The sequence below is a fragment of the Streptomyces sp. NPDC093089 genome (assembly GCF_044754405.1).
Classification (GTDB): domain Bacteria; phylum Actinomycetota; class Actinomycetes; order Streptomycetales; family Streptomycetaceae; genus Streptomyces.
This window is the reverse complement of sequence record NZ_JBIVPA010000017.1, coordinates 1-26349: the sequence shown is the minus strand read 5'-3', so window position 1 is coordinate 26349 and position 26349 is coordinate 1. Positions and strand designations below refer to the sequence as shown.

The following is a 26349-nucleotide window of genomic DNA, read 5'->3' as shown; positions in this document are numbered from 1 at the left end:
AGGGCAGACGCTGGACTCCACACATGTACGGCTGCGGGACGACTTGGCTACGGTGAAGTCGTCCCAAGTCGTCCCGCGGGTGGGAGAGTGCGGCATGGCCAACGAACGACTGCGCGGCGCCATCATCGAGAGCGGCATGACGCTCGATCAGGTCGCCGAGCGGCTCGGGGTGTCGGCGAAGACAGTCGAGCGCTGGATCAACGACCCCAAGCGCCAGCCGTACCGCCGATTCAAGTACGCGACGGCCTCGCTCCTTCAGCGCGAGATGTCTTACTTATGGCCTGAGGAGCGGACGTCCGCAGAGGTCACCGAGGCGGGCAACGCCGAGCTGATCAAGCTCTACCCCCACCGCTCGGTCGTGCCGAATCGGCTCTGGACGCAGCTCTACACCAGCGCTCAGCGGTCCTTCGACGTCTTGGTCTACTCGGGGTTCTGGCTCACCGAGGACGCGGCCTTCCACCAGGTCGTCAAGGAGAAGTCGGCCGCCGGCATCCCGGTCCGGTTCATGCTCGGCGACCCCGACTCAGCTGCGGTGGCAGTGCGCGGAGCCGACGAGGGGATCGGCGGGGCCATGGCAGGCAAGATCCGAAATGCCCTGGTCAACTATGCGCCACTCTTCGGACTCCCCGGCGTGGAGTTCCGCCTCCACTCCACCACGCTCTACAACTCCCTCTATCGTGCGGATGACCAGATGCTCGCGAACGGGCACCTGTACGGCGTCGGCGCGTACATGGCGCCGGTGCTGCACATCCAGCGGGTGGCCGGCGGCGAGCTTTTCGACGCTTACGCCGAGAGCATCGAGCGGGTCTGGGAGAGTGCCCGCCCCATCACCTCACCCACTGACCTGGGAGGCTCGGACTCATGAGCCGTATCGACTACTTCCGCGACCCCGCCGCTCCAAAGGCCAACTCGGTGGTGCCGTCCGTGACGGTCGTCGTACGCGACGACGAGGGGCGGCTCCTCCTCATCCACAAGACCGACAACAACCTGTGGGCTCTCCCGGGCGGGGGCCACGACATCGGTGAGCGAATCGGCGACACCGCAGTCCGGGAGGTCAGGGAGGAGACGGGGATCGAGGTGGAGGTAGAAAACATCGTCGGCCTCTACACGGACCCGGATCACGTCCTGGCGTACGAAGACGGAGAGGTCCGTCAGCAGTTCTCCATCTGCTTCCGGGCCCACCCGGTCGGCGGGTCCCTCCGCACGAGCAGCGAATCGAAGGAGGTCCGCTGGGTGAACCCAGCGGACCTCGATGACTTGGACATCCACCCGTCCATGAGGCTGCGCATCCGGCACGGCCTGGACGAGTCGCGACGGGAGCCCTACCTCGGCTGAGCGCTGGCCGCGACAGCAGCCATACGGCGCTCCACCCGCTCGTTGGCGGCGTAGATCTCGGGCGCCGCGCGCTGAATGAACCGCCCCACGATGGTGTCCGGCCCGTACCGCTGCACGATCTCGTCCAGCCGGGCGATCGGGGTGGTGTGCCCACCGTCGGGGGTCGTCGTCATGTCGGAGACGATCAGCGCGTCCACCAGCTCGGGCCGCTCAAGCTCGAACTCGGTCTCAAGCTCATGCCGGATCCCTCGCTCCTCAGCCTCCAGGAGGGCACAGGAGTGATGCGCCACGAGTCGCACCACCCTCTCGTCGACACCCTCTTGCCCTCGAAGGAATCGGGCCCCGTCGAGCGGGTGGAAGCCGGTAGTCGCGATGGCCGGCGAGTACCCGACGTCATGCAGAACGGCCGCGGCCTCCAACAGCTCGGCATCGGCGCCAAGGATCGGGCTCAGAGACCGAGCCCGCTTGGCGACGCCGAGGGAGTGCGCCCAACGACGCGGCAGCGGCTCGGACAACATCGATTCGGAGAGCGAGTACGCCCACTCAGTAAGGCCCATGGACGCCAAGGCTACGGCCGGGTGCTGGAAGGCGGGAGAGCGCGTACAGTGCGCCCCTTGCCGTGAACGGTGTCCAGCATCCCGGTGCCCTCCATCTGAGCGATGGCCCGACGCACAGCCGTTCGGGAGACACCAAAACGCTCACAGAGCTTGGCCTCGGACGGGTAGCTGTCGCCGACAGTGAGCTCATCCTCTGCAATGAGGGCAGTCATTCGCTCAGCAAGAGATCGGCGGTCTCCGCCCTTGGATACACGCCAACCGACGCCCGGCGCGGACGTGACGATGCCCTCGGCTTCGAGAGTCTTCAGAGCGCGACGAATTGTGTTACGGGCAACGCCGTACGACTGCACTAGGTCGGCCTCCGAAGGGAGCGCATCGGAGATCCGCCCTTCCTTGATCTCTTTCCTCAAGGCCTCCGAGACGACCAGGTAAGTTCCGCGTGGACTGACCTCCGGCACGGCAGCTCCCTTCATGTCATGTAGCGCTCGACGCCAAGGGTGCCACGAGCACCCAGTGGGGGCCGAGGCTGTCATCACGTTCCCCACCAACTTCTCCGTCCAGGTCAGACGCCAAGGACGATCAACGGGGCTGAGGGCGAGTGCCGAACTTCCAGTGACAGGGCGGACCAAAGACGCCGGATAGGAAGACACCAACGTCCGGCCCGGATAACAATCGGCCCCATGGTCGCTCTCCGCTCCAGGCGCCTCGAACGCCTCTTCGCTGCCCGCCTCGACTCCGTCTCCCACACGCAGGTCACTGCTCTCGTGGACAACCAGGTCACCGAGCACTACGACCTCGACTTCAAGCGGGGTCTGTACGGTGGCAAGGATTCAGACAAAAAAGATCTCGCTGGTGACGTCGCCGCAATGGCCAACACTGCTGGCGGCGTCATCGTCCTCGGGGTCGACGAAGACGATCAAGCACGAGCCTGCGCAGCCCCCGGGGTCGAGCTGAGTGATGGTGAGGTCGGCCGCATCCGTCAGATCGTGTCTTCGCTGGTCTCGCCACTGCCGACCTTCGACGTCCTGCCAGTCCCCTCGCCTGAGCAGGACCACCACGGCTTCTTCCTGATCGCAGTCCCCCGGAGCCCCAACGCTCCGCATGCGGTCCTCGTCAACAATGCGCTGCGCTTCCCGCGGCGCAACGGGACCACTACCACGTACCTGGCGGAGCCTGAGGTAGCGACTGCCTACAGAAACCGGTTCACAGGAATGCAGAGCAGGCTCGACGAAGCTGCCCGGTACGAGGCAGACCTGATTCAGCGGCTGGACACCTCTGCGACGACCTTCGCCATTGTGACGCTGGTCCCCGACGTCGCTGGCGGCTTCACACTCGACACCAAGACGCTCAAGGGATTTAAGGACGAGGTAATCCACAAGGACCCGTTCGGCGTCCAGCTGGGTCACACCATTTGGTACCGCGCTTCTGTTGGTAGCGGGCGCCTTGTTGCCGACGACAGGATGAGCGGCAAAGGAACGGCCACCCGCTTGGCCAGCGAGCTTTACGAGAGCGGGGCCGGTTCGTTCGCTGCAATTGTGGCCAACCGGGAAGCAATGGTTCCGAACGCCGCGAGCGCGTCTGTGAGCGATGTGGACGACGAGTATCTGTTCAACGCGCTGTGGGGCGGGCTCCGCTTCTTGGCACAGCACGCCCGCGATCGCGCTGCGGCCGGCGGCCATGCCACGGTACGTGCGTCGATCTGGCCGGTTAGTAACTCGCTGCAGGCAAGGCTCGTCCAAAGCCGACGCCACTTCCGAGACCAGATCGGTGATCAGCAGGCCGATCGTCCGCCCTACGTCAGCGCTGTTTTCGACATCGATGGCCTCGCCGAGGACGGTGAGCCCCTCATCGCTGCGTCCGCCGTGTTGGCGAACGGTATCGTCCAGCATTTCGGCCAGCCCGAAGCCCTCCAAGCCACCACGGACGGGGCCATCCGCATCAAGTATTGGCACCATGAAGTCCAGCAGCGCGTGCGGGCTGTTGCTCAAGGTGGGGCGATCACAATCACAGAGGAGATCGTCAACTGATCTGGCCCGGGATCCGTGGCCCAGCGCTGAGACAAGTCCCCTCTCCTCGCGGGAGTCCATCAGGTAGATGAAAACCAGCAAGTGATCGCCTGTCAGCCGTACTGCGGGAACTGATCTCCCAGAATTATCCGCCACAGCCGGATAGCCTCTTTGTGATTCCCGTCTACTTCAGCCTGGTTGGCTGCCACCGCCCGCGAGTGTGCCGCTTCCAGCGCAGAAAATAGAGACCCCCTAGCGAGCGGGGTCAAGTAATCAGATAGGTCACCGCTGAACCCTGCGGGGTCCTTCACCGACAGCCGCTTCTTGTTGTAGTCGAAGAAGGTCCGCAACCCATCCCTGGAGTTGTTCGTGAGTGAAGCAAAAGTCCGCGCCACCATCATCTCAAGATGAAAAGACGACAGATGGGAGCTGTGCGCCTTATTCCATTGCTTAACAAACCTGATTATCTTCTTCAGGTCGCCAACTAGGGCTGAATTTTGCTCATTGAGGTACGCCTCATGCCTAGCAGGATCCGTTGTCAGCCAATCGCCCGCCCCATCCGGAATGGCAAACGAACCACCTTGATACTTAATGACAGCGGCCACGTCGACGGCCAAACCATCAGCATAGAAGAGGCGCACGGCCTGACCGCGTGCTCCGATCTTACGAACGGTTGATTCGCTATTGAGGCCCCGGCGAACCTTATAGAGGAACTCCGAAGAGTCGCGCTGATATTTAGTACGCCACAGCTCCGGCTCAACGCACAAGTGGACCATCAGGTCAATGTCAGATATGGGCTTACTCGCAGTATTCCGACCAAGCGATCCGATAATCTTGTGCGAGTTGTACCGGATGCTAGATGTGGCCGGAAATGCGGATTTTAGCACCGCGACGACTGCATCGGTACGCTCGCTCACCCTCTTCCAGTTATCCGCGTTCGGAGTGATTCTGTCGTTGAACTGGTCAAACGCAGCAGCAACCGTCGAGGCCATCCCTAAACCGCCTCATCCGCTGAATACGATTGTCCACCGCGCGCGATCGTCCGACGCGACAGCTTGTAGGCAAGCCGACCAGGCGGATCGGATGTCTTATTGAGGTCATCTCTTGTACCCGTGAGGGTTCGCAGAACCTCCCGTGCGTCCTCTCGCGGCATCTCCGCCAGGTCGATGGAGAGGAACTGTCGAGCGGAAGTCTGAAGTTCCAGGTACGCGCTCGCTGACGCCTGCGCCTGCGTCATTCGCCGAGATGCATTGACTGTCGTCAGGGTCGCACTGAGTGCAGCCGCAACCAGCGCGAGAACACCAGGCCAGACACCGACGTCGCCGGCGAGAGCCGTACCACCCGACACAGCCGCCAAGGCGGCTGCGGGTACGCCGAGCATGAGGTTGATGAGCCGCCACAGCTTGGCCTGCTCGAACTGGCCTTGCGCACTCCACAGGGCGCTCTCGTGGATGCGGTCTGCTTCCTTGGCTATGGCGCCGTGGGACTCAGGGAGTCCAGCGGGGATCAACGACACGAGCACCTCATCTTGCTAGGACTGCACAACCGCGGTGAAGCCGACATCCGGGAGAGAGTTGGAGTCTAGGGTCACCAGGCATCGACAACCAGCGAGTTCGGCGAGCTAGTCGACCTTGATCCGCCACCACTCACAGAGGCGCCGAAGCGGTGTGGTGCCGGTCCTGGCGAGTGAGTGGCGAGTGAATAGCCACGATGCACATCAGTCCAGTGACATTCTCGCTGGTCAGGACGGTTGTCTGCTGCCAGGGAGTCATGCCCTCCGGAGCCGTGTGCGCAGGTTCGAATCCTGCCGGGGGCACTTCGCAGGAAGTGCCAAAAGACCCCGTGATCAGCGGAAACGCTGGACGCGGGGTCTTGTTGTATGTGCAGGGGTGTGCCGGGGTGAGCGGCCGTATGTCGAGGTCCGTGGACGGGGGCGTGGACGGGGCTTGGGGCATCGGCGCAGGTGGGAGCACGGGAACGACGAGAGCCCCGGGATGGATCCCGGGGCCTCGCGTTGAAGTGATGGGGCCGGCTAGTCGGCGGTCACTCCCCAGTAGCCGATCAGGTTCGGGCGGCCGTCGCGGTAGAGCACCGTGCAGTTCCCCTGGGCGCGGTCGGGGAGCTGCAACCGCCCTGTGTCGAGAGCCTCGTCCCAGTCCTCGTAGGTGGGTCGGCCGTCGGGGGACCAGGCCTGCACTTCGCTGGCGGGCAGCGGCCGCATGAACGGAGCATCAGTCTGGTCCGTGGCATCGACCATGTCGGGGAAGTCCAGCACTGTGCACGTACCACCGGTGAAGATGTACTCGTGCCAGGCCGGATCGCGCCACAGCTCCTCGACGGATCGCCCTCCGAAGCCGTGGTCGTCCTGCGCCAGGCTCTCTTCCTGGGCCTGCCGGAAGGCAGCCGCCAGATCAGGCTGATACGGGCCTGTCTTCGTCCATGCGTTACCGCCCACCCCTGTCCCCTCCCCGTTCGAACCGTCCAAACGGAAGCGCAGCGTAGGCGATCGCACTGACAGTCCCCCTCGCTCGATCACTCGTACTCCTGCGGCAGGTCTTCGATCCTCCGATTCGCCACTTCCTGAAGGCCGCCGAGGCGCATCGCGTATCGGTTCAGCAGCATCTCCAGGCTGTTGCCGGCGCGTTCGGCCGGTCGAGGTCTGGCGGTGGTGGGCGACGACTCCGCTGAGTGCGTGCGGGGCTTCCTGGAACTCCTGGACGCCCGGCACCGCGCCCGCTCCGCATACGTGTGGGCCGACGGCGGACGGGATGCGTGTGGGGAGGACCGGTGGTCGCTGAGCGCCGAGAACCAGGGATGGCACTCCGTACGTACCCTGAGGGCGTTGGCCTCGACTTCGGCGTCTGGGTAGAGCCGGCCTGAGCTCGGTAGCCTGCGCCCTACGCCGCAGCGCCCCGCCTGCCATGGCGGCCCCGCCTGCCAGTTACAGAACAGCCATTACGTCAGTAGATGTAATGGTCGGGGAGGGAATGAGAACAGGTGCACCACATCTCGGTCCCTCCGTCGAAATTCTCACACGCGCAGATGAGGCACGGTGAACCCGATTCGAACCTGACGCCCACTTCAGCGAGACGTGACCCCGCCTCCTGCAAGGCGCGTCTGACGTGGTTCGAGGCGTCTTCGATGGTCTTCTGCTGCTCTTCGGTCCACGTCCTGCCGTCGGACAACATGAGGCTCCGCTTCCTCCGCACCTCCCTGCCATCAGTGCAGCACTGAAGGGGTGTCGACGCAGGTGATGCCTGATTCTTCTGTGCCGCCTACAGGTAAATCTGATGCCAATGGGACTTGTCCGGGCCGCTGGGAATGTGGATCCACCCCGAGGGCCATACATCCTCGTTGGCATGCAGATCTGGAATCCTCAGGGCGTTTACCGTGTACCCCTGAGATTCCAGAAATCGCTTCAGGACTCCACTGGGGTCCGCCCTCAGCTTCTCCCGTGATGCTTCATCGAGGTCGAGGGACATCTTGTAGACCTCAACTGTTTGCTCTCCCACTTTGCTGATGGTGCCGCGAATCTCAGCTCCTTCGGGCATGACAAGATCCCTTCTACGTCGCTGTTTGCTTCTGCCCGCTCTGCATGACGCGAGCGCATCGGCAACCCTGTGACGCGGGCTCAATCTCCAGTGTGCGCCGAACGCAGATGCATGCAACCGTCACGCGACCGCCCGCTGGATCCCGCCGAGATGAGAGGCGGTCGAGGAGCGCGCCCTGCTCCAGCTCGGCTCAGAGCTGTTCTGGGTCACCACATGGCGGACGACGCCAACCGGTGGATCGCACCGGTCCTCGGCCCTCCGGAACTTCGGGAGGGATCGCCGTCTCCTGCCGAGCTGTATCGGGTGGCCCCGAAGGGGAACCCGATGCGGGGCCGGGGAGCGGCCACATCCTGCGCGCCCGTGTCCTGGCCTGCGGCTGCTGCGGTCGCGTCCGTGGCCCAGGGGGTGCGTCAGCGGCCCACCAGTGGAACGCTGGAAAGGTAGGACCTCGCACGATGTGACGGTCCTTGAGGTTGGTTGCAACGCCTGGCTGGAAGGGCGTGATGAGAGTGCCTGCCGAATCCAACCTGACTGACGCCCAGAGAGGGATTCTCGCTGAGCTAACCGAGGCTGAGGCTCGACTCCTCGACGTGCACAAGAGGGCACGTGGGCTCTTGGAACTGAGTGAAGGGGTCTCTGTGTGCGCGCAATGTTTTGACCCTGACTACCCCTGTCCTTCCTACAAGGACCCTGACTCCGGGCAAACTTGCACTCGCGACACGTGCCACCATCACTTGGTGCAACACCTTCTCTGGTGAGCTACGCAGGCGGCCGTCCTTTCGCCTGGTGGATGACGAGCAGAGCGAGCTGGACCAGGCGTACGTGAACGCCAACGGCCAGTGGAACGGAATCCTGCATCACGTCACCCCACGGATCGGCCTCCGAGCATCCACACGCTCGCCGATTCGCCCGGCCCCTGAGCACTTCACGAACCACCAATCGCCCAAGGAGCCGATCGTCGAGCGCGTCCATGCGGTCCGGGCGCCGAAGGCCGTACGGCCGGCGGGAGCAGGATGCCACCGGGTGGGAGGTCAGGCGGGAGCGGTACGCGTTCTGTGACGCCGAGCAGGGGCTTCGGTCTCGGGCTCGGGTGGCCGACGCGCAGGGCTGGGACGCCGCGGATCTCCCCTTGTGAAGGCTTCCCGGTCGGACACGCGGAACGCGGACGAACGGCTCTGGACAGGCCTCCGAGTAGCGTCGGCGGGCTTGGACCGAGTGCGAGCCGGGCAGTAGCAATTACTGACGATGTGTCACAACAGGTCGCATTTCCTGGCTCGGACGTCCGGGATCCGGTTCAGGCTTTTAGGGACCGCTGAGGTGTGCCTCGGTGTCGCACCGAGGTCGGGGGCTGGGCTCAGGAAGAACGGGGGGGGCGCCCGGCGGTCGGAACCGCCGGGCGCCCTGGTGCTCGCGCGGTGTTACTTGACGTTGATCGCGGTCCAGGCCGCGGCGACCGCGTTGTACTGGGTGCTGCCGGCGCCGTACAGGTCCTTCGCGGCGTTCAGGGTGGCCGTGCGGGCGCCCGAGTAGCCGGTGGTGGAGGTCATGTAGGTGGACAGCGCCTTGTACCAGATCTTGTACGCGGCGGTGCGGCCGATGCCGGTGACGGTGGAGCCGTCGTAGGTCGGGGAGTTGTAGGCGACGCCGTTGATCGTCTTGGCACCGCTGCCCTCGGAGAGCAGGTAGAAGAAGTGGTTCGCCGGACCCGAGGAGTAGTGGACGTTGAGGCGGCCGACCGACTTCGACCAGTAGTCGGCGGACTTGCCGTCCTTGCTGGGCTTGTCCATGTAACGGAGCGGCGTGCCGTTGCCGTTGATGTCGATCTTCTCGCCGATGAGGTAGTCGCCGGCGTCGGTGGCGTTGCCCGCGTACCACTCGACCGAGGTGCCGAGGATGTCGGAGGTGGCCTCGTTCAGGCCGCCGGACTCGCCGCTGTAGCGGAGGTTGGCGGTGGAGGAGGTCAGGCCGTGGGACATCTCGTGGCCGGCCACGTCGATGGACGTGAGCGGGTGGGTGTTGCCGATGCCGTCGCCATAGGTCATGCAGAAGCAGGAGTCGTCCCAGAAGGCGTTCACGTAGGCGTTGCCGTAGTGGACGCGGGAGTAGGCGGCGACACCGTCGCCGCGGATGCCGTTGCGACCGAGCTCGTTCTTGTAGAAGTCCCAGGTGAGGGCCGCGCCGTAGTGGGCGTCGGCGGCGGCGGTCTCGCGGCTGGACGCGAGGCCGTTGCCCCAGGTGTCGGTGGAGTTGGTGAAGAGGCTGCCGGTGCCGGACGTGCCGCCGTTGAGGTCGTACGTCTTGTGGCCGCCGCGCGTGGCGTCGGTGAGGGTGAACGAGCCCGAGGTGCCGAGGCTGACCTGGCCGGCGTACATGGTGTTGCCGGTGCCGGTCTCGATCATCTCGTAGGCGTACAGCTCCTTGCCCGTGGTGGCGTCGGTGACGACCTGGCGGCGGCTCGGGGTGCCGTCCTGCTGGACGCCGGTGACGATCGTCTCCCAGGCGAGGACGGGCTTGCCGGTCGCGGCCCAGATCACCTTGCGGGCGGTGGAGGCGGCCTCCGAGGCGTTGGCACCGGAGGCGAGGGCGGCCTGCTTGGCGGTGGCGGAGGGGACCGCGGCGGTCGTGCTCGCCACGGATATGCGGGCCTCGGTCGCCTTGGTGGTGGAGCGGGCGCCCGACTTCTTCTGGTGGACGACCAGGTCGCCGCCGAGGACCGGCAGGCCCTCGTAGGTCCGCTCGTAGCGCGTGTGGACCGTGCCGTCGGCGTCCTTGACGACGTCGCGGACGACGAGCGCCTCCTTGCCGGACAGGCCGATGGCCTTGCCGGTGGCGGCGGCGCCGGCCTGGGCCTCCTGGACGGCCGCGGCGCGCTGGTTGCCGGAGAGGGCGACGGAGGTGGCGCCGGCCTCGCGCTGGGCGTCGGCGCTGGCGGATCCGGTCTGGACTCCGACGACGACCATGGCGGCCGAGGCGATCAGGGCGGCGGCGCGGGCGGTGGTACGGCGGTGCGAGGACTGCTGGCGGGTCACGCGGGCTCCTTCGCTGAAAAGCGTGGGGGTTGTGGGGGTGGGTGATGCGGGTGTGAGCGTGCCAGCGAAGTTCACTCTTTGACAGGTCTGCAACAAGGATTTGACCAGCTGTTGTCCGAAGGACAGATAACTCTGTTCGGTATGCGGCGAGTTCGACCCCCTCGTGCCCGCCTTCGGGCAGCGGAAAGCCCCCGGAGGAGCGATGCGTTCCGGAGGCTTCGACGGGGCGAGGGGTGGGGTGGGGGCGAAGGGGAGGGAGCGAGGGGGTGGGGCCCGGTGCGTCAGGCCGAGCGCTTGCGGGGCGTCGCCTTCTTGGTCGTCGCCTTCACCGCCGTCTTCTTGGCCGCGCCCTTCTCAGCCGTCGACGTCGACTTGCGGGCGGGGCCGCCTTCTTGGCGGCCGTCCACGAGGTGGACTTCTCGGCGTCCGCGGCCTTGGGCGTACGAGTGGTCCCGTCGACGTCCTCGTACACCTTGCCGATCTCCGTCCGGGCGACCTCCTGGCCGTCGAGCTCGCGCACCTTCTCGTAGCGGACGCAGCCGCCGTCCTCGGTGTGGATCTGGCGGAAGGAGACGGACCGGCTCTCGGTGCCTGTACGACCGGCCGGTGTCCTTCCTGCGCCATCCGGACGGCCCGGAGGGGCAACTCTTCTTCACCAAGAACCCGCCGCCAAGACCACTGCCACCCTCTACGCCCTGCGGGCCGGGACCCTTCCCACCGTGTCGGCTCCCGTCGCCTGGGACGAGGTCGAGCGGTGCGCCGACGCTGCCCCCGCCCCCGGTCGGCTCGTCCTCCTCATGGACGACATCGCGCCACGTCTTGAGCGGTACGGGGAGCTCCTCGCCCCGCTCTTCTCGTCCGAACGGGCGGGAGCCGTGCCGTGAACGGCGGACTCGGGACGGGACGGAACGGCGCGGCCGAGCGCCGGGCGCCGGAGCGGGACGGGACGGGACGGCGGCAAGGGGGTGCGGGACGGCGGCCCGGCACGGGACGCCGTCGGGGCGCCACGGCAAGGCGGGGCGGTCGGCGCCCGCGGTGCCGCCCTCGCCCGTGGTGGCACCGTCGCCCGCGGTGCCGCCGTCGCGCTCGTGCCGCCCGTGGACGTCATGCGGCCCCGGTCCGCCGACGAGATCCCGGCGCAGGAAGAGCCGCCCCGGGAGCTGCAGTACTCCCTCGAACTGGACGGCTTCCGGGCCCTCGCGTTCGTGCTCGGCGACGGGCGGGTCGTGCTCCGGTCGCGGTCCCGCCGGGATCTCGCGCCCGCGTTCCCCGAGATCGCCGCGCACCTCGGGGAGCGGCTGCCGGCCGGGGTCGTCCTCGACGGCGAGCTGTGCGCGTACCGGGACGGGCGGCTGAGCTTCACCGATCCGCTGGGCCCCCACGCGGGCCGGGTGCGGGCCGGGGTGCCGGTCTCGTACATCGCGTTCGACCTGCTCGCCGTCCCCGGCGAGGACGTGCGGAGCCTGCCGCTCCGCGACCGGTGGGAGCTGCTGGGCGCGGCCCTCGCGGAGGCCGGCCCGCCCCTCCAACGCGTGCCGGCCACCACGGACGAGGGGACCGCGCGCGGGTGGTTCCGCGAGCTGCTGGACGTGGGGGTCGAGGGGATCGTCGCCAAGCGGTTGGGCTCGCCCTACCGGGCCGGCGCCACCTGGGCGTGGCGGAAGGTCCGGCACGCGGACACGGGCGACGGCCTGCTCGTGGGCCTCGTCGGCCCGGCGGGCCGGACCCGGGCCCTGCTCGTCCGGCCCCCCGACGGCCGCACCGTCACCGCCTCGCCCCGGCTCACCCCGGCTCACCCTGGCTCACCCCGGCGCAGGCGCGCGAGGTCGGCGCGCCGGCGGCCGACCGCGGCGGTCCGCTCGCCGACGATCCGGGGCACGGGCCGGTGCGGCCGGTGGACCCGCCGCTCCCCGTCGAGCTGCGGCGGCTCGCGGGGCGGCACGGGAGCACGTCGTTCGTCCGGGTCCGGTCGGGGGGCTGACGGGCGGACGCCGGGTCTCCGGAGGCATACACCGAGAGCAACTGCCCTGCTCCGCAGCGTATATGGCGCAAAGAGGCCGCAACCGGGGCCCCGCGCGGGGCGGGTGTCGCCGGTTAGGCGTTGCCGGCGGCCCTGTGGTGCACACTTGCTCCCTGGCACAGCGCTCACGGGGAAGGCGGCCGGCAATGCTGACGGGGATCGAGGAGGTCGACTGGGCCTCGTTGGGGCACGCGTACGGCCCCGCGGACGACGTGCCGGAGCTGCTCCGCGGACTCGCCTCCGCCGATCCCGCGGAGCGCGAGACCGCCCTGGACGGCATGTACGGCGCCGTGCACCACCAGGGCGACGTCTACGACTCGACGCTCGCCTGCATCCCCTTCCTGCTCGAACTGGTCGCCGACCCCGCGGTCCAGGACCGCGGCTGCATCGTCGAGTTGCTCACCAGCATCGGCGGGATCGAGCTCGACGACGACGACGAGCTCGACGAACTGGACGAACTCGCGCCGGACGACGAGGAGTTCATCCCCGCCGCCAACTACGCGATGGCCGCGGCCGCCATCGCCGCCGGGGCCGACGTCTTCCTGGGTCTCGTCGCCGACCCGGACCCCGAGGTGCGGCTCGCCGCCCCGTGCGCGCTCGCCTCGCTCCACCCCGAGCCCGGCCGGGTGCTGACCCTGCTGCGGGAGCGGCTCACCGTCGAGCGGGACACCGAGGTGCGGCTCGCCCTCGTGGCCGCCGTCGGGCGGATCGCGCTGCGGCACGCGTCGCTGCGCGACGAGACCGTCGACTGGCTCGACTGGCTCGCCCGTGCCGCGCACGATCCGGGACTGCGGCTCGCGGCCCTCGCCCAGCGGGCGCGCTGCGCACCGGCGGACATCCCCGACGACGTGGTGCCGTGGGTGACGCGGCTCCTGGAGGAGATCCGGACGGCGGCGCAGGCGCCGGCCGCCGGGGCCGACGGCTACCGGTCGGCGGCGCCGACGCTGATCGGGCAGGTCAGGGAGCTGCTCGAAGAGCACGCGGCCGGGCGGCCGGCGCCGTGGACCGAGGAGCTGCTGCGGACCCTGCACACGGCACTCGACGACCGCGTCGACGACCGGATCGCGCTGGTCCTCGCGCAGCTGCGGAGCCCCGACTGGGGGCAGCGTTCGGACGCGATCCGGCTGTGCGGCGGGCTGATCAGGATGTGGCGCGGGCGGTACGAGGAGGTCGTCCGGCTCGTCGGCGACCAGCTCCAGGACCCCGAGCCGCGGCTCAGGGAGGCCGCCACCTCCTTCCTCGAGCGACTCTTCGAGCTGGGCGGGCCGGCCTCCGACGCGCTGGTCGCCCGTCTGACGTCGGGCCCGGCCGGGTCCGGGACCGGCGGCCCCGCCGTGCCCGCCGGTCCCGGTCACGGCAGCGGGTACGCGTTCATCGGCCGGTCCGGGCGGGACGGGGCGCTGCTCGCACTGGCCCGCGCCGGGGACGCCCGCGCGGTCCCGCTGCTCGCCCGGGCCCTGGAGGAGGGCGAGGTGCGGCGGGAGCTGCTGTACGCGATGGACGGCCTCGGGCCCTCCGCGGCGATGCTCGCCCCGCTGCTGCGGCGCCGGCTCGCCGAGGTCGAGCTCGACGAGCGGCTGTACGACCGGGCGGCGCCGCTGCTGTACGCGCTGGCGGCCGTACGGGGCGGGCAGGCCGTTCCCGAAGTGCTGCGGGTGCTGCGCGGCGCCCCGGAGAACCGGCGCGACTGGGTGCGGGACTCGGCCCTGCGGACGCTGGCCTCCTTCGGCCCGGCCGCCCGGGAGGCCGTACCGGAGCTGCGAAGACTCCTGGCCGCCGAGTCGGCCGCGGTCGCCACGACGGCGGCGCGCGCCCTGTGGGCGGCCGAAGGTGACACCGGGGAGGCGCTCGCGGCCCTGGAGTGGTGGCTGCGGCCGGGCCTGTCCGGCGCGGACTGGTGCTGCGCCGCCCTGGCCCTGGCCGAGATCGGCCCGGCGGCGGCCGGGGCCGCCCCCGCCCTCCGGCCCGGCCTGGCCTCGCGGGACCTGTGGGTGCGGGTCAGGACCGCGACGGCCCTGTGGCGGGTGTCCGGCGAGACCGCGACGACGCTGCCGGTGCTGCTCGCGGCCTGGGAGGAGAACCGGCACGCGCGCATGGACATCGCGGAGGTGCTCGCGGAGATGGGTCCGGCCGCGTCCGGGGCCCAGCTCGTGATCCTCACCGAGCTGACGCGCCGGCGCCGCCACAACGCCCGCGAGGGCGCCTCCGGCAGCCACGACATCCATCTCGACGAGAAGCTCCTGACCCTGTGCCGCGCGGCGCTGGCCCGGATGGAGCGGGGCCGGCCGTAGCCGTGGCTCCCGTCCTGCGGTGCGGGCCGGCCGTGGCTCCCGTCCTGCCGAGCCCCGCACCGTCGGCCGGGGCTCCCGTCCTGCGGTGCGGGGCTCCGCCGCGTCCCGACAACCCGATGAAGGGACAAAAAGGACTTCCCTCCGAATAAGGTCTACGGGAGAAGAGCGGCACCCGTCCCGACCGACCGAGGAGCACCGTGAGACCGCACGGAGTGCGCAGCGCCGGCGTCGCCCTGTGCGCATTCGGCCTCGTCCTCGGCCTCGCGCTCGCCGGGTGCGGCGGCGGGGAGGGCGACCTGCAGAGCGCCGGGGCGACGCCGGCGGCCGTGGGGCCCGTACGGCTGTGGCCCGACCTCGCGCCCGCGACGAACCCGCCGGTGGACTACGGCGAGTCCGACACCCAGCGGGTCCCCGGCATCGAGGTCGCCGACAACGACGTCCACACGGTCGACGCGGTCGCGGTGGTCCGCGCCGAGGTCCGCGCGAACCCGGACGCGTACGCGGGCGCGGACGGGCTCCACGAGGAGACCGCGCGGGCGATCGAGGCGTGCCCGTCCGCGCCCGCGGCCTGCCCGGTCATGCGGCCGTACTACCGCGACCTCACCGGCAACGGCCGGGACGAGCTGATCGTGGGGATCCGGATGCCGCAGCAGCAGGTCGGGGTGCGGGTCTACCTCGCCGAGAACGGCGGGCTCACCAGGATCATGTCCACCGTCGACCAGGTGATCAGCGTGGAGCTGGCGGGCCGGGACCTGATCATGCGGGTCGGGTCGGCCGGCATCCCCGGGTACGAGTACCGCACGGCCTGGTCCTGGGACGAGCAGCAGCACAGCATGCTGCCCACCCGGGACGAGATCGTCCGGGTGCGGCCCTCCCGCACCGGGCCCTCGGCCGTGCCCGTGCCCCGTCTGGTCAGCCCCAGCGCCACCCCGTCGCCGAGCACCCCGCCCGCCTCGGGGGAACCCGGCGACCCCGTCCCGGCGGATCCCGTGCCCGTGCCCGCCGAGCCTGCCCGGTGAAGCCGCCCCGGCTGCCCGCCTGGACCGCGACCCTCACCTGGAAGGCCGCGGTCTTCATCACCGTGATGTGCTGCGCGCTGGCCGCGCTGCTCGGCGTGCTCGTCCACGTCTCGGTGGCCTCCCAGACCGTGAACGACTCCAGGGAGAAGGCGCTGACCCGGCTCACCGAGGTCGGCCGGCTCTACGAGGCGGGCGAGCCGCTGCCCCGCTTCGCCGGGATCGACCCGCCGGGCCTCCCGGCGCCCCTGCGGGCGCTCGCCGTCCGCGGCGAGCACGGCACGATGGTCGCCGACGACCGGGGCCGCCCGACGATGTGGGCGGCGGGCCCGGCGGACGGACACGCCCTGGCGGTCCGGGTCGACTACACGCAGAGCGCCGAGACGATCGACGCGCTCGACCGGTCGATCGTCGGCTCCTCGGTGCTCGCGATCGGCGTGACCCTGCTCGTGGGCGCCTTCGCCGTCACCCGGGTCACCCGGCGGCTGCACCTGACCGCCCAGGTGGCCCGGCGGATCAGCGCCGGCGACCTGGACGCGCGCGTCGACGACCCCCGGACGAAGGACCCCACGCGCCCGCAGGACGAGGTGGCCACCGTCTCCGGGGCGCTCGACACGATGGCCTCATCGCTCCAGCGCAAGCTGCAGAGCGAGCAGCGGTTCACCGCCGACGTGGCGCACGAGCTGCGCACCCCGCTGACCGGGCTCTCCGCGGCGGCCGAGCTGCTGCCCGAGGGCCGGCCCTCCGAGCTCGTCCGGGACAGGGTGCGGGCGATGCGCGGTCTCACCGAGGACCTCCTGGAGATCTCGCGCCTCGACGCCCGCAACGAGACCGTGGACCTGGCGGTGCACGAGCTCGGGCCGCTCGCCGAGCGGGTGGTGCGCGCCTCGGGCACGGCGACGGAGGTGCGGGTCGTCAGGGACGCCACGGTGGAGACGGACCGGCGGCGCCTGGAGCGGGTGCTCGGCAACCTGGTCGCCAACGCGCACCGGCACGGGGCGCCCCCGGTGGTGGTGACGGTGGACGGCCCGGTGGTGTCGGTGCGGGACCACGGACCCGGGTACCCGGCGTACCTCCTGGAGTCGGGGCCGCAGCGGTTCCGTACCGAGAGCGGGGGCAAGGGGCACGGGCTCGGGCTGACGATCGCCGTCGGGCAGGCGGAGGTGATCGGCGCCGAGCTGGTCCTCGCCCGGCCGGCCGAGGGCGCGGGTGCCGAGGCCCGGCTGCGGCTCCCCGAGTACGTGCGCCTCGCGGACGCCGACCCGGAGGACTGACGGCGCTCCACGGCGCACCGTCACACAAAAGGGACATAGGGCATAGCGCTTGCTACGTTGCCGACCATGACCGCACCGCGCACGGACGCTCCCCCGCCCGGGGTACGCATGCCGAAGCGCCGCGGCGTGGAACTCTCCCTCCTCGTCTGCGCCGTCCTCATCTCCGTCTCCGGCTACGCCGCGGTCGGCCTCGCCCGCAGCGGCGCCGTACCCCCCGACGCGGCCCGCTACGGCGCCGGGCTCGGACTGCTCGCGCTGGTGGCCCACCTCGCGGTCCGGTTCCGCGCGCCGTACGCCGATCCGCTGCTGCTGCCGATCGCGGTCCTGCTCAACGGCCTCGGGCTGGTGCTGATCTACCGCCTCGACCTGGAGACGCCGAACGACCAGGCGGCGGCGACGCAGCTGGTCTGGTCGACGCTCGGGGTGGCGCTCTTCATCGTGGTCGTGGCGCTGCTGCGCGACCACCGCACCCTCCAGGGGTACGCGTACGTCTCGGTGGCCGCCGCGCTCGCCCTGATGATCCTGCCGATCTTCTTCCCGGCGGTGAACGGGGCCAAGATCTGGATCAGGCTCGGCGGGCTCTCGTTCCAGCCGGGCGAGTTCGCGAAGATCCTGCTCGCGGTCTTCTTCGCCGCGTACCTCGCCGCCAACCGCAACGCCCTGGCGTACACCGGCCGACGGATCTGGAAGTTCCAGTTCCCCACCGGGCGGGTGCTCGGGCCGATCGTCGCCATCTGGCTGCTGAGCGTCGGCGTGCTGGTCCTGGAGCGGGACCTGGGGACCTCACTGCTCTTCTTCGGCCTCTTCGTGATCATGCTGTACGTGGCGACCGGGCGGACCGGCTGGATCGCGGTCGGCCTCCTCCTGGCCTCGGCGGGCGCGTTCCTGGTCGGCTCCCTCGAACCGCACGTGCACAGCAGGGTGCAGGACTGGCTCGACCCGTTCGCCTCGATCCGGGCCGGGGACGGGCCGGGACAGCTCGCCCAGTCGCTCTTCGCGTTCGCGGCCGGCGGGATGCTCGGCACGGGGCTCGGTCTCGGCCGTTCCGTCCTCATCGGCTTCGCCGTCAAGTCCGACTTCATCCTGGCGACGGTCGGCGAGGAGCTCGGACTCGTCGGCCTCACCGCCCTCTTCCTGCTGTACGCGCTGCTCGTCGCCCGCGGCTACCGCGCCGGCCTCTCGCTCCGCGACCCCTTCGGCCGGCTGCTCGCGATCGGGCTGGCCTCGATCGTGGCGCTCCAGGTGTTCGTGATCGCGGGCGGGGTGATGGGCCTGATCCCGCTCACCGGCATGGCGATGCCGTTCCTCGCCCAGGGCGGCTCATCGGTCGTCACCAACTGGGTGATCGTGGCCCTCCTCATCCGGGTCAGCGACTCCTCGCGGGTCCCGCAGCCGGACGCCGCCGACACCGGGACGCTCGCGCCCGTGACCGAGGAGGCCCGGTGATCCGGTACATCCGGCGGGCGGCGGCCCTCTGCCTCGTCCTGCTCGCCGCCCTCCTCGTCAACGCCGCCCGGGTGATGGTCCTCGAAGCCCCGTCGCTCGACGGCGACCCGGCGAACCGGCGGATCGCGATCGAGCGGTACGCCGAGCCGCGCGGCGAGATCCTCGTCGACGGGAAGCCGGTGACCGGCTCCCGGGACAGCGGCCAGCAGCTGCGCTGGGAACGCACCTACCGCCAGGGGCCGCTGTACGCGCCCCTGACCGGCTTCGCCTCCCAGACGTACGGCACGACGCTCGTCGAGCACGCCGAGGACGGGATCCTGTCCGGGACCGATCCGATGCTGGCGCCGCTGCCCCTCTGGAACGACCTCACCCGCGGCCACCAGCCCGGCGGCGACGTGGCGACCACGGTCCGCGCCACGATGCAGGAGGCGGCCTTCCGGGGGCTCGACGGGAAGCGCGGCGCGGTCGTGGCGCTCGAACCCTCCAGCGGCCGCATCCTCGCCCTCGTCAGCTCCCCCTCGTACGACCCGGGCGTCCTCTCGGGGACGGGCCCGGCGGTCAAGGACGCCTGGAAGCGGCTGAACACCTCGCCGAACCAGCCGATGCTGAACCGCGCGCTGCGCCAGACGTACCCCCCGGGCTCCACCTTCAAGATCGTGACGGCCGCGGCGGCCCTGGACGCCGGGGTCGTCCGGGACGTGGAGGCGCCGACGGACACCCCCGACCCGTTCGTGCTGCCGGGCACCCGCCAGGTGCTGCCGAACGAGGCGAAGGGCTGCGGGGACGCCTCCCTCGCGTACGCCATCCAGTGGTCGTGCAACACGGTGATGGCCGGCCTCGGGGTGGAGGTCGGCCTGGCGGGGATGGTCGACGCGGTGGAGCGGTTCGGCTTCGACGACACCGGCCTGCGGGTGCCGTCCTGGGTGGCGAAGTCCAACTTCGACCGGGAGATGAGCCCCGACCAGCTGGCGCTCTCGTCCATCGGCCAGTTCGACACGACGGCGACCCCGCTCCAGATGGCGATGGTCGCCGCGGCCGTCGCCAACAACGGGGAGATCGCCCACCCGTACCTCGTCGACCGCACCACCACCTCCGGCGGCACGACCGTCGACCGCACCGGCCGCCGCAGCTACCGGCAGGCGATGAACCCGTCCACCGCGATCCAGCTCCAGCGGCTGATGGTGAAGGCGGTCGAGGAGGGCACCGGCTCGAACGCGGCGATCCCGGGCGCCCGGGTCGGCGGCAAGACGGGCACGGCCCAGCACGGCTTCGGCAACACGGGCACCCCGTACGCCTGGTTCATCGCCTGGGCGCAGGCCGAGGACTCCGCCCAGCCCGCGGTCGCGGTCGCCGTCGTCGTCGAGGACGCCGAGGCCTCCCGCACGGACATCAGCGGGGGCGGCAGCGCGGCCCCCGTCGCGAAGGCCGTCATGGCGGAGGCGCTGCGCCTGGAGGCGGCGGCCCGGCCGTAGGGGCGGGGGCCCGGCCGTAGGAGCGGGGGCCCGGCCGTAGGAGCGGGGGCCCGGCCGTAGGAGCGGGGGCCCGGCCGTAGGGGTCACTCCTCCGCCGCGCCCTGCGCGATCGCGTCCGCGACCTCCGTGACGCGGGCCCGCTCCTCCGCCGCGAACCGCTGCGCGTCGAGGCGTTCGGCGATCTCCTCGTCCTGGGCCATCAGGAGGTCGAGGTTGGAGTCGCCGAGGTCGAAGACGCCCATGTCGAGGTAGGCCTTCTGGAGGCGCTCGCCCCAGAGGCCGATGTCCTTGACGCAGGGGACGATCCGGCTGAAGAGGAGCTTGCGGAAGAGGTGCAGGAACTCGCTCTGCTCGCTGAGCTCCTCTGCCTCCTTCCGCGGGATGCCGAAGTTCTCCAGGACCTCGACCCCGCGCAGCCGGTCGCGCATCAGGTGGCAGCCCTCGATGACGAACTCCTCGCGCTCGCGGAGTTCGGCGTCGGAGAGCTGCCGGTAGTAGTCGCGCAGCGCCATCCGGCCGAAGGCCACGTGCCGGGCCTCGTCCTGCATCACGTACGCCAGGATCTGCTTGGGCAGCGGCTTGTCGGTGGTGTCGCGGATCATGCCGAAGGCGGCGAGGGCGAGGCCCTCGATGAGCACCTGCATGCCGAGGTAGGGCATGTCCCAGCGGGAGTCGCGCAGGGTGTCGTCGAGCAGGCCCTGGAGGTCGTCGTTGATCGGGTAGAGCATCCCGATCTTCTCGTGGAGGAAGCGGCCGTAGATCTCGGCGTGCCGGGCCTCGTCCATGGTCTGGGTGGCCGAGTAGAACTTGGCGTCGAGGTCGGGGACGGACTCGACGATCCGGGCGGCGCAGATCATCGCGCCCTGCTCGCCGTGGAGGAACTGGCTGAACTGCCAGGAGGAGTAGTGGCGCCGCAGGTCGCCCTTGTCCTTCTCGGTCATCTTGGCCCAGTGGCGGGTGCCGTACAGGTTCAGGACCTCGTCGGGGGTGCCGAGCGGGTCGTACGGGTCGACCTCCAGGTCCCAGTCGATGCGGGTGGCCCCGTCCCACTGCTTGTCCTTGCCCTTGCGGTAGAGGGCGAGGAGGCGCTCACGGCCGTCGTCGTAGTCCCAGGAGAAGCGGGCGGCACCGGTGGCGGGTACCTGCCACACGGGTCCGGCGGGGGCGTTGACATAGAGGTCGTGCGTCGACACTGACGACTCCTTCCGTCCGTTCCCAGCAGGCTCACACGGTAGTAGACGAGTCGTCAACAAGTCGTGCGCAAGGGATTGACGGGCTTGCCGACGGGCGGTCTCCTACGAAGCGACCCCCGGTAACGCGACGTCGAGTGCAGCGAGGTGCCCGGACCATGACCCCCTTCACCGAGCCCGACTTCAGCCTCCTCCAGGACGCACTGGGGCCGCTGCGCGACCGCGAGCAGGTCGCCGAACGCCTCCTGGAGTCCTCCCGCAGGCATTCGTACGACCCGGACACCGCACTCGACTGGGACTCCCCCTTCGAGGACGGCAAGTGGTTCTGGCCGCCCGAGCTCGTCTCCCTCTACGGCACCCCTCTCTGGCGCCGGATGTCCGAGGAGCAGCGGATCGCCCTCTCCCGCCACGAGGCCGCCTCGCTCGCCTCCCTCGGCATCTGGTTCGAGATCATCCTGATGCAGCTGCTCGTCCGGCACATCTACGACAAGTCCCTGACCAGCCATCACGTCCGCTACGCGCTCACCGAGATCGCCGACGAGTGCCGCCACTCGATGATGTTCGCCCGGCTGATCACCCGCGGCGGCACCCCGGCCTACCCGGTGCCGCGGATCTACCACAACCTCGCGCGGATCCTGAAGACCGTCTCCACCACCCCCGGCTCCTTCGCCGCCACCCTGCTCGGCGAGGAGATCCTCGACTGGATGCAGCGCCTGACCTTCCCGGACGAGCGGGTGCAGACCCTGGTGCGCGGCGTGACCCGGATCCACGTCGTCGAGGAGGCCCGCCACGTGCGGTACGCCCGCGAGGAGCTGCGCCGCCAGATGGCGACCGCCCCGCGCTGGGAGCAGGAGTTCACCCGGCTGAGCTGTGGGGAGGCCGCCCGGGTCTTCTCCACCTGCTTCGTCAACCCCGGGGTGTACGAGGCCGTTGGCCTGGACCGCCGGGAGGCCGTCGCCCAGGTGCGGGCGAGCGGGCACCGGCAGGAGGTCATGCGGTCCGGGGCGAAGCGGCTGACCGACTTCCTCGACGACATCGGCGTGCTGCGCGGGCCCGGCCGCCGCCTCTGGAAGTCCTCGGGCCTGCTCGCCTGAAGGCGCCGCTCCGCGGTTACGCTGCGGACATGACCAGCGCCGCCACTCCCGCGTACCGCAGGCTCACCGTCGAGGAGCGGCGCGGGCAGCTGCTCGACGCCGCCCTGGAGCTCTTCGCCCACCGGACGCCCGAGGACGTCTCCCTCGACGACGTCGCCGAGGCGGCGGGCGTCTCGCGGCCCCTCGTCTACCGGTACTTCCCCGGCGGCAAGCAGCAGCTGTACGAGGCCGCCCTGCGGTCCTCCGCCGACGCCCTGAACCACTGCTTCACCGAGCCGCAGGACGGGCCGCCCACGGAGCGGCTCGGCCGGGTGCTCGACCGGTACCTGGCCTTCGTCGACGAGCACGACGCCGGGTTCAGCGCCCTGCTGCGCGGCGGCAGCGTCGCCGAGACCTCCCGGACCAGCGCGATCGTCGACGAGGTGCGCCGGGCCGCCGCCGAGCAGATCCTCGTCCACCTCGGGGCGGAGCGGCCGGGCCCCCGGCTCTCCCTGCTGGTCCGCACGTGGATCGCCGCCGTGGAGGCGGCCTCGCTCATCTGGCTCGACGAGGAGAAGCAGCCGCCGGCCCGGGAGCTGCGGGAATGGCTCGTCGACCACCTCGTCGCCCTCCTCGCGGCGACCTCGGCGAGCGACGCGGAGACGGCGGAGGTCGTCCGGCGGCTCCTCGCGCAGGAGACGTCCGCCGGCCCGGTGGCGACGCTCGCCCGCAAGGTGATCCCCGTGGTCGGCGAGGCGGCGCACCTGCTGTGAGCCTGGTGCCGGAGGCCGCCCGGGAGAGACTGGAGGGGTGAAGAGCGAGAACACCCCCTTCCGCGGCGGCCCCCTCGACGGCCGGGTCCTGCCGATCCTCCTCGGCCCGACCGGCCACCCCCCGAAGTGGTACGAGGTCCCGGTCCCGGCCCGCGACGGCCGCCCGCCGGCCCTGTACGCCTACCGGCGCGAGCCGGCGGGCTACACGAAGCGCCTCGGCCTCCAGCGCGGCTGGGTCTACCAGTACGCCCCCGAGGGTCGCGAGCGGCGTGAACTGAAGTGGCCGTGGTCCAAGCCGAGCGGCGCCCCGGCGCCGAACGCTGAGCCGAACGAGTGAGGACGCCGGACGCGCCCCTGTTCGTACGGTAATCAGATGAAGTGACACGTCATCATCCCCGTGGAGGTGGTGACGTGTCACGAAGGCTGCTGCGCACGGTCTGCACGGGGGCTCTCGCCGCCGCGACCGCCCTCACCGGAGCACTCCCGGCAGCGGGCACCGCCCCGCCCTCCCCGGCCCCGGCCCCGGCCCCCCCGACGGAAGCCCCCATCGCCTGGGCCGACCCTGCAGCGGAACCGGTGGGCCCGGTCGACCCGACCACCGATCCGACCCTCCCGGTCGCCCCTCTCGCCCCGCCGACCACCCCCGCCGATCCGCTCGACCCGACCGATCCGCTCACCCCGGCTGCCTCGGAGCCCCCCTCCGCCACTCCCACCACGCCCACGACTCCCTCCACCGCCGCACCCGGCGACGATGACGCCGCCGCCCTCCCCCCGCCCGGCGGCGACTCCGTGACCGGCCTCCTCACCCGGCTGCGCGCGCTGTACCAGCAGGCCGAGGAGGCCACCGAGCGGTTCAACGCCGCCGAGGAGGCGCTGAAGGTGCAGACCGCGGACACCCGGAAGGTCACGGCTCGGCTCACCGCCGCCCGCACCGCCCTGGCACAGGGGCGCGCCGAGGCGGGACGGATCGCCCGGGAGCAGTACCAGGGGAGGTCCGAGTTCTCCTCGTACCTGCGGCTGCTGTTCTCGGCGGACCCCCAGTCGGCGCTCGACCAGGGGCACCTGATGGCCCGCGCGGCCCGCGGCCGGGCCACCGCCGTCGAGCGGCTGGAAGGGACCGAACGGAAGGCCGACGCGCTCGCGAGCGCCTCGCGCAAGGCCCTGGACCGGCAGCAGACCCTGGCGGCGGCGCAGCGCACCCGGCGCGACGAGGTGGCGGGGAAGCTGCGGGAGGTGGAGAAGCTGCTCGCCGGCCTCTCGCCGGAGCAGCTCGCCCGGCTCGCCGAGCTGGAGCGCGTCCAGACGGCGGGCGCGCAGCGCGAGCTGCTCGACACCGGCGTCCTGGACGGCACCCGCACGCCCTCGCGGGCGGGCGCGGACGCGCTGCGCTTCGCGGTGGGCGAGATCGGCAAGCCGTACGAGTGGGGGGCGGAGGGGCCCGACTCGTACGACTGCTCGGGGCTGACCCAGCGGGCCTGGGCGGCGGCGGGGCGCGAGATCCCGCGCACCAGCCAGGAGCAGTGGGCGACCCTGCCCCGCGTCGCGCTCACCGAACTGCGCCCCGGCGACCTCGTCGTGTACTTCCCCGGCGCGACCCACGTGGCGCTCTACCTCGGCGGCGGCCTGGTCGTGCAGGCGCCCCGCCCCGGCGGAAAGGTGAAGGTCTCCCCCGTCGCGGCCAACCCCCTGCTCGGCGCCGTACGCCCCGACCCGGGCGCTCGGCCACTGTCCGCGTACACCCCGCCCACCCTCCCCCCGGGCGCCAAGGAGGGAGCGGACGAGGGCTTCAACCGGGGCTGAGCCCTCCTCCTCAAGGGCCTTGGGAACGCCTTGCCGATCAGGCCGGGCTCGCGGGGCCCGGCACGCCCGCTCCCTGATCCGGCCCGACCGACGGGACGTCCCCTCGGCCCGTGCGCCACGCGCGGAGGTCCCGGCCCTACTCGAAGAGCGTGATCACCCCGATCACCCAGACCCCCGCGAAGGCCAGGCACCCCACCAGGCACCCGAGCCCCATCAGCACCCCGCCCACGTCCCACCCGTCGGCGCCGGGCACGTGCTCCCCGTCCTCGTCCCCGTCGTCCTCGTAGGAAGCCGGCTCGTCCCAGTCGACCGCGCGTCCCAGCTCCTGCTCACGCGCGGTCCGCAGCGCCACGAGCCGCTCCTCGGCGACGGCCGTCGCCGCCAGCGCCTCCGGCCCCCGCCACGCGAGCGCCTTCATCCGCCACCCCGTGGACCCGTACCGCTCCTCGAACGCGGCCGTCTCGTCCTCCCGCCGCTCCTCTTCGAGGTACGTCCACCGCCCCGCCTCGGCCGCGTCCCCGTACAGCCGGTACACCTCACCGAGCCGACGCCGAAGCGTCAGGTCATACGGAAAGGACGAAACAAGGCCACGCAGGCGCTGCCGCGCCATGGGCACACGCCCGGCCGCCAGGTCGGCGTCCACACGCGCAAGGGTGTTCGACAGAGACATGCCCCCATCCTCGACCACCCGCCCGCCACCGATCGACCCGATTTCGAACGCCCCCCGCAAGGCCGCGGAGGCGAAGTTCTCCAGAGGGGCCACGGTGCCCGCGAGAACGCCGGAGCCGGTCTCCGCGGACAGGAGCCGTGCGCGCTTGTCCCCCGTCCTCGATCGACCTGTCCAGCCGCACCTCGGTCAACCCACGATCAAGGACCAGGTCCCGAACTGCCCGGCCCCCGGGGTGTCGCCCACTCCGCGTTCAGGCCGCTGCTCAATCGGCGTCGAAGCCGCCCGTGTCCGCGTCAGCTCCGGTGCCGGCGCCGCCGTCGCCGCCCTCCCCACCGTGGCCGCCCGCCGCACGGCGCCGCGCCCGCACCTTGTCGGAGACGAGGCCTCCGGCGAACAGGCCCGCGATGCAGGCCAGCATGAGGGCCGTCATCGAGAAGAGCACGGCGTCCCACGGAAGCTCGTCCACGTCGTCGCCGAGGAGGACGAGCAGCAGCAGGCCGGGGAACCCGGCAAAGAGCAGAGCGCCGCAGACAGTGGTCACCGTGAGGCTCTCGTGGATGCCGGCGTAACGGGTGACATCCTGCGGTGTCGCCGTCCGTCCCGGCACCACGACGGGATACAGGGCGAGTGCCTGGCATGCCAGGCAGGCGAGTTGGACGAGCCCGTAGTCGGCGAACGAGAGGCATCTGGTGGCTCCTGTGCCTCTAGCGCGTGTCGGTGCGGTTCGGGGCTGCTGGACGTGCCGGGCCGGCTAGTGCTGTGACCGCATAGGTTCACCGGGTTGCTCGTTGTGCTGGTTGGAAGTGATGACGCTTCCAACCAGCAGGGGAGGTGGGATGGCACCAC

General features: G+C 70.6%; 25 protein-coding genes and 3 pseudogenes. 15 read left to right on the top strand and 13 right to left on the bottom strand.

What is annotated here, in order from left to right:
* Positions 1-94 precede the first annotated feature (94 nt).
* Entirely contained in the window at positions 95-865 is a 771-nt protein-coding gene (locus tag ACIQFX_RS32845; RefSeq protein WP_402470781.1) for a helix-turn-helix domain-containing protein, read from the top strand.
* Positions 862-1335: an NUDIX hydrolase gene (locus tag ACIQFX_RS32840; protein WP_385658468.1), complete on the top strand. Its 474-nt coding sequence runs from the start codon at positions 862-864 to the stop codon at positions 1333-1335. The genes ACIQFX_RS32845 and ACIQFX_RS32840 overlap by 4 nt, the downstream gene beginning before the upstream one ends.
* On the opposite strand, the gene ACIQFX_RS32835 is transcribed toward ACIQFX_RS32840, so the two are convergent.
* Together ACIQFX_RS32835 and ACIQFX_RS32830 are read right to left on the bottom strand one after the other, a co-directional pair.
* A complete protein-coding gene (locus ACIQFX_RS32835) occupies positions 1323-1892 on the bottom strand; it encodes an HD domain-containing protein (RefSeq protein WP_402470779.1) in 570 nt (189 codons plus the stop codon). The genes ACIQFX_RS32840 and ACIQFX_RS32835 overlap by 13 nt on opposite strands.
* Before the next feature lie 11 nt (positions 1893-1903).
* Positions 1904-2350, bottom strand: a complete 447-nt coding sequence (locus tag ACIQFX_RS32830; protein ID WP_402470776.1) for a GntR family transcriptional regulator — start codon at positions 2348-2350, stop codon at positions 1904-1906.
* Positions 2351-2656: 306 nt separating this feature from the next.
* Between ACIQFX_RS32830 and ACIQFX_RS32825 the strand changes: the two genes are divergently transcribed.
* The gene (locus tag ACIQFX_RS32825) at positions 2657-3919 is read left to right on the top strand and encodes a helix-turn-helix domain-containing protein (RefSeq protein ID WP_402470773.1); all 1263 of its coding nucleotides are present in this window, start codon (positions 2657-2659) and stop codon (positions 3917-3919) included.
* A 92-nt stretch (positions 3920-4011) separates the two neighbouring features.
* On the opposite strand, the gene ACIQFX_RS32820 is transcribed toward ACIQFX_RS32825, so the two are convergent.
* The 7 genes and pseudogenes from ACIQFX_RS32820 to ACIQFX_RS32790 all read right to left on the bottom strand — a co-directional run.
* Positions 4012-4890: a hypothetical protein gene (locus tag ACIQFX_RS32820; RefSeq protein ID WP_402470771.1), complete on the bottom strand. Its 879-nt coding sequence runs from the start codon at positions 4888-4890 to the stop codon at positions 4012-4014.
* 2 nt (positions 4891-4892) lie between these two features.
* The gene (locus tag ACIQFX_RS32815) at positions 4893-5414 is read right to left on the bottom strand and encodes an SLATT domain-containing protein (protein ID WP_402470768.1); all 522 of its coding nucleotides are present in this window, start codon (positions 5412-5414) and stop codon (positions 4893-4895) included.
* A 516-nt stretch (positions 5415-5930) separates the two neighbouring features.
* Positions 5931-6353: a hypothetical protein gene (locus ACIQFX_RS32810; RefSeq protein ID WP_402470766.1), complete on the bottom strand. Its 423-nt coding sequence runs from the start codon at positions 6351-6353 to the stop codon at positions 5931-5933.
* Positions 6354-7173: 820 nt separating this feature from the next.
* Positions 7174-7449, bottom strand: coding sequence for a hypothetical protein (locus ACIQFX_RS32805; protein WP_402470763.1), 276 nt, complete (start codon positions 7447-7449; stop codon positions 7174-7176).
* Positions 7450-8867: 1418 nt separating this feature from the next.
* The gene (locus ACIQFX_RS32800) at positions 8868-10409 is read right to left on the bottom strand and encodes a M4 family metallopeptidase (RefSeq protein ID WP_402470994.1); all 1542 of its coding nucleotides are present in this window, start codon (positions 10407-10409) and stop codon (positions 8868-8870) included.
* Positions 10410-10759: 350 nt separating this feature from the next.
* Entirely contained in the window at positions 10760-10885 is a 126-nt protein-coding gene (locus tag ACIQFX_RS32795) for a hypothetical protein (protein ID WP_402470761.1), read from the bottom strand.
* A gap of 41 nt (positions 10886-10926) precedes the next feature.
* Positions 10927-11067 (bottom strand): annotated as a pseudogene (locus tag ACIQFX_RS32790) (Ku protein); the annotation flags it as partial.
* Between ACIQFX_RS32790 and ACIQFX_RS32785 the strand changes: the two are divergent.
* The 3 genes and pseudogenes from ACIQFX_RS32785 to ACIQFX_RS32775 form a co-directional block, all read left to right on the top strand.
* Positions 11030-11194, top strand: a pseudogene (locus ACIQFX_RS32785) (hypothetical protein); the annotation flags it as partial. The pseudogenes ACIQFX_RS32790 and ACIQFX_RS32785 overlap by 38 nt on opposite strands.
* Positions 11195-11197: 3 nt before the next feature.
* A complete protein-coding gene (locus tag ACIQFX_RS32780; RefSeq protein WP_402471012.1) occupies positions 11198-11362 on the top strand; it encodes a hypothetical protein in 165 nt (54 codons plus the stop codon).
* Positions 11363-11584: 222 nt separating this feature from the next.
* A pseudogene (locus tag ACIQFX_RS32775) lies at positions 11585-12085 on the top strand (DNA ligase); the annotation flags it as partial.
* Positions 12086-12270: 185 nt separating this feature from the next.
* Here ACIQFX_RS32775 and ACIQFX_RS32770 read toward each other — a convergent pair.
* Entirely contained in the window at positions 12271-12420 is a 150-nt protein-coding gene (locus ACIQFX_RS32770; RefSeq protein ID WP_402470758.1) for a hypothetical protein, read from the bottom strand.
* A 224-nt stretch (positions 12421-12644) separates the two neighbouring features.
* On the opposite strand from ACIQFX_RS32770, the gene ACIQFX_RS32765 reads away from it, so the two are divergent.
* The 5 genes from ACIQFX_RS32765 (at position 12645) to ACIQFX_RS32745 (ending at position 19997) form a co-directional block, all read left to right on the top strand.
* Positions 12645-14789 carry a PBS lyase gene (locus tag ACIQFX_RS32765; RefSeq protein WP_402470757.1) on the top strand — a complete coding sequence of 715 codons (2145 nt, stop codon included), beginning with the start codon at positions 12645-12647 and terminating at the stop codon, positions 14787-14789.
* A 197-nt stretch (positions 14790-14986) separates the two neighbouring features.
* Positions 14987-15808, top strand: a complete 822-nt coding sequence (locus ACIQFX_RS32760) for a hypothetical protein (RefSeq protein ID WP_402470754.1) — start codon at positions 14987-14989, stop codon at positions 15806-15808.
* Complete coding sequence (locus tag ACIQFX_RS32755; RefSeq protein WP_402470752.1) at positions 15805-17079, top strand: ATP-binding protein; 1275 nt, start codon at positions 15805-15807, stop codon at positions 17077-17079. The genes ACIQFX_RS32760 and ACIQFX_RS32755 overlap by 4 nt, the downstream gene beginning before the upstream one ends.
* A gap of 66 nt (positions 17080-17145) precedes the next feature.
* Positions 17146-18525, top strand: a complete 1380-nt coding sequence (locus ACIQFX_RS32750) for an FtsW/RodA/SpoVE family cell cycle protein (protein ID WP_402470749.1) — start codon at positions 17146-17148, stop codon at positions 18523-18525.
* Positions 18522-19997: a penicillin-binding transpeptidase domain-containing protein gene (locus tag ACIQFX_RS32745; protein ID WP_402470747.1), complete on the top strand. Its 1476-nt coding sequence runs from the start codon at positions 18522-18524 to the stop codon at positions 19995-19997. The genes ACIQFX_RS32750 and ACIQFX_RS32745 overlap by 4 nt, the downstream gene beginning before the upstream one ends.
* Positions 19998-20080: 83 nt before the next feature.
* On the opposite strand, the gene ACIQFX_RS32740 is transcribed toward ACIQFX_RS32745, so the two are convergent.
* Complete coding sequence (locus ACIQFX_RS32740; RefSeq protein WP_402470744.1) at positions 20081-21190, bottom strand: ferritin-like domain-containing protein; 1110 nt, start codon at positions 21188-21190, stop codon at positions 20081-20083.
* Between the two features lie 155 nt (positions 21191-21345).
* On the opposite strand from ACIQFX_RS32740, the gene ACIQFX_RS32735 reads away from it, so the two are divergent.
* The 4 genes from ACIQFX_RS32735 to ACIQFX_RS32720 all read left to right on the top strand — a co-directional run bounded on the left by ACIQFX_RS32735 (position 21346) and on the right by ACIQFX_RS32720 (position 24833).
* A complete protein-coding gene (locus ACIQFX_RS32735) occupies positions 21346-22281 on the top strand; it encodes a diiron oxygenase (RefSeq protein ID WP_402470741.1) in 936 nt (311 codons plus the stop codon).
* Positions 22282-22310: 29 nt separating this feature from the next.
* The gene (locus ACIQFX_RS32730) at positions 22311-23033 is read left to right on the top strand and encodes a TetR/AcrR family transcriptional regulator (RefSeq protein ID WP_402470739.1); all 723 of its coding nucleotides are present in this window, start codon (positions 22311-22313) and stop codon (positions 23031-23033) included.
* 37 nt (positions 23034-23070) lie between these two features.
* Positions 23071-23370: a hypothetical protein gene (locus tag ACIQFX_RS32725; protein ID WP_402470736.1), complete on the top strand. Its 300-nt coding sequence runs from the start codon at positions 23071-23073 to the stop codon at positions 23368-23370.
* 74 nt (positions 23371-23444) lie between these two features.
* Positions 23445-24833 carry an NlpC/P60 family protein gene (locus ACIQFX_RS32720; RefSeq protein WP_402470734.1) on the top strand — a complete coding sequence of 463 codons (1389 nt, stop codon included), beginning with the start codon at positions 23445-23447 and terminating at the stop codon, positions 24831-24833.
* Positions 24834-24969: 136 nt separating this feature from the next.
* Here the strand turns inward: ACIQFX_RS32720 and ACIQFX_RS32715 are convergent, their stop codons facing one another.
* A complete protein-coding gene (locus ACIQFX_RS32715; protein ID WP_402470732.1) occupies positions 24970-25503 on the bottom strand; it encodes a DUF6584 family protein in 534 nt (177 codons plus the stop codon).
* A gap of 262 nt (positions 25504-25765) precedes the next feature.
* Positions 25766-26044 (bottom strand): hypothetical protein, encoded by a 279-nt coding sequence (locus ACIQFX_RS32710; RefSeq protein WP_402470729.1) that lies wholly within the window; start codon positions 26042-26044, stop codon positions 25766-25768.
* Positions 26045-26349 lie beyond the last annotated feature (305 nt).